Here is a 2,646-nt window from a genome sequence, read left to right as displayed (position 1 = left end):
CGCCCCGAACGGAACGGGCGCACCATGACCGTCCAGCAGATAGACCCGCGTGTTCGCAATCGGGCGGCCGATCGGGACAACTGACCCGTCAAACTCATCGGGGCAGCTCCACGCCGTCACGTCGATCGCAGCTTCGGTCGGACCGTAGAGATTGTGCAGGCCGGTCCAGGGCAATACGCGCCGAGCCTTGTGCACACTGGCGGCAGCAAGCGCCTCGCCGCTGCACACAAGACGCCGCAGCGATCTGCAGTGCTCAACTCCCTTCGCATCCAAGAAGCTGACCAGCATGGACGGCACGAAGTGGACCGTCGTGATGCGCTGGCTGATGATCAAGTCGACCAATGCATCGGGATCTTTGTGCGCACCCGGAGGCGCCAGCACCAGGGTCGCACCTTCAAGCAGCGTCCAGAAGAACTCCCAGGCCGAGACGTCGAAGCCAAACGGCGTCTTCTGCATCACGATATCCGTTGCCTTGAGACCATAGGCCCTTTGCATCCAGATCAAGCGATTGATGATGGCCTGATGTTCGTTCTGAGCTCCTTTGGGCGCGCCTGTTGATCCGGAGGTGTAGATCACATAGGCGAGGTGGCGTGGGCTCAGGCCGAGCGCACGCGGGTCGGGGTCCGAGGCCGGCAGGTTTGCCCAGGCTGGCGTGGCCGTCTCCAGATCAACCACCGTCACGTCCACCAGCGCATCGGCGCCGAGCGCGGCGCGTCCCGCCGCATCGGCCAGCAGCAGTCGCGGCGCCGCATCGTCGAGAACCTGCCGCAGCCGCGCGGACGGATAGGCCGGATCCAGCGGCAGATACGCGCCACCCGCCTTGAGGATCGCCAACAGCCCCACCACCATCGCCAGGCTGCGCTCAAGGCAGATCGCGACCGGCTGATCCGGCCTCACCCCGAGCCCGATCAGATGATACGCCAGCCGGTTGGCCCGTGCATTGAGCTCGCCATAGCTCAAGCGTGCGTCCGCGCAGACCACCGCCACCGCGTCCGGCGCCTTGCGCACCTCGGCCTCGAACAGCTCGTGGATGCACTTCGCCGAAGGATAAGGTGCCGCCGTCCGGTTCAGCTCCTCCAACAGATAGGCGCGCTCGTCGGACGACAGCAGCCCGATCCTCCCGACCGGCTGCCCTGCATCGGCAGCCATCGCGCGCAGCAGCGCCAGCAGATAATCACGCTGGCGCTCGATCGTCGCTTGATCGAACATCGCCGTGGCATAACCCAGCGTCCCGGCGATGACCTCGCCATGCTCGTGAAGGCCCAGCTCCAGATCAAACTTGACCTGATCGTAGCCCTGCCCCGCCGCCTCGATGCGCAGCCCGGCAAGGTCGAACGATTCGACGGCGTCGTGCTGCCAGGCCAACATCACCTGGAACAACGGCGTGTGATCAAGATGCCGTGGCGGCTGCACGATCTCCACCACCTGCTCAAACGGCAGGTCCTGATGCTCCTGCGCCGCCAATGCCGTGCGCCGCGTCCGCTCCAACAGCTCCGCCACGCTCGGTCCGCCCGACAGCTCGAGGCGAAGCGCCAGGGTGTTGACGAAGAAGCCGATCAACTCTTCGATCTCGCGCCGGCCCCGATTGGCGCTCGGCACCCCGATCACAATGTCGTCCTGTCCCGACAGACGCGACAGCACCGCAGCCCACGCCGCCAGCACCGTCATGAACAACGTCGTGCCATGTTGCCGGCTCAGCTGCTTCAGCCCCCGCGTCAGATCCGCGTCGATGACGACAGGCACACTGCCCCCGGCAAACGACTGTTGCGGCGGCCGCGGCCGGTCCGTCGGCAAGGCCAGACGGGCCGGGGCGCCAGATAGATTATTGCGCCAATACTGCGCCTGGCTCTGCAGCCGCTCGCCCGAGAGCCACTGCCGCTGCCAGGCGGCATAATCCGGATACTGGATCGCAAGCGGCGGCAGCGGATCGTCTTCTCCGGCCTCGAACGCCCGGTACAGCTGACTGAGTTCACGCAGCAACACGCCCAGCGACCAGCCGTCCGAGACAATGTGATGCTGCGTCAGCAGGACGACGTGCTCCTGATCCGACAGCCGGATCAGCCGGCCGCGGATCAGCGGGCCATGCGCCAGATCGAACGGCGTGCGCGCCTCTTCCTGGCACAGCTCCGCAAGCGCGGCGTCCACATCTACGCTGTCCTGCAGATCGTGCTCCACGACCGGCAGCCCCGCATCCGGCGGCAGAACCTCAACCCGGGGCGTGCCCTCCGGCGCGACAAAGACACTGCGCAGCGCCTCATGACGCGCCAGCACACGGTCCAGGCTGCGCTGCCAGGCGCTGCGGTCGAGCACGCCGCGCAGCCGCAACACCAGCGGCATGTGATAGGTCGTGCTGCCCCGATCCAGCTGCGCCAAAAACCATAGCCGCTGCTGCGCAAACGACGGTGCAAGTGGCTCATCACGCGACACGGCCACAATGGCCGGCAGGTCTTGCGGACCGGAGCGGCTCAGCACCCCGACAATGCTCCCCGCCAGATCGGCCAGCACCGGTTTGGCGAACAGCGTCATCAGCGGCAGTGCGGCGCCAACAGCCTGCGCCAGCCGGCTTGAGAGCTGCACCGCCAACAGCGAATGGCCGCCCAGCTCGAAGAAGTGGTCGTGGCGGCCGACCCGCGCCACACCGAGAAG

General features: G+C 66.6%; 1 protein-coding gene. It reads right to left on the bottom strand.

What is annotated here, in order from left to right:
- Positions 1-2,646 (bottom strand): condensation domain-containing protein (locus AC0L3P_RS39510; protein WP_473309398.1); only part of this gene is annotated, 2,646 nt, incomplete at both ends.

The sequence above is a fragment of the Bradyrhizobium sp. WSM4874 genome, assembly GCF_055811835.1.
The sequence above is the reverse complement of the archived record's forward strand: the minus strand, read 5'-3'. Positions and strand labels throughout refer to the sequence as shown.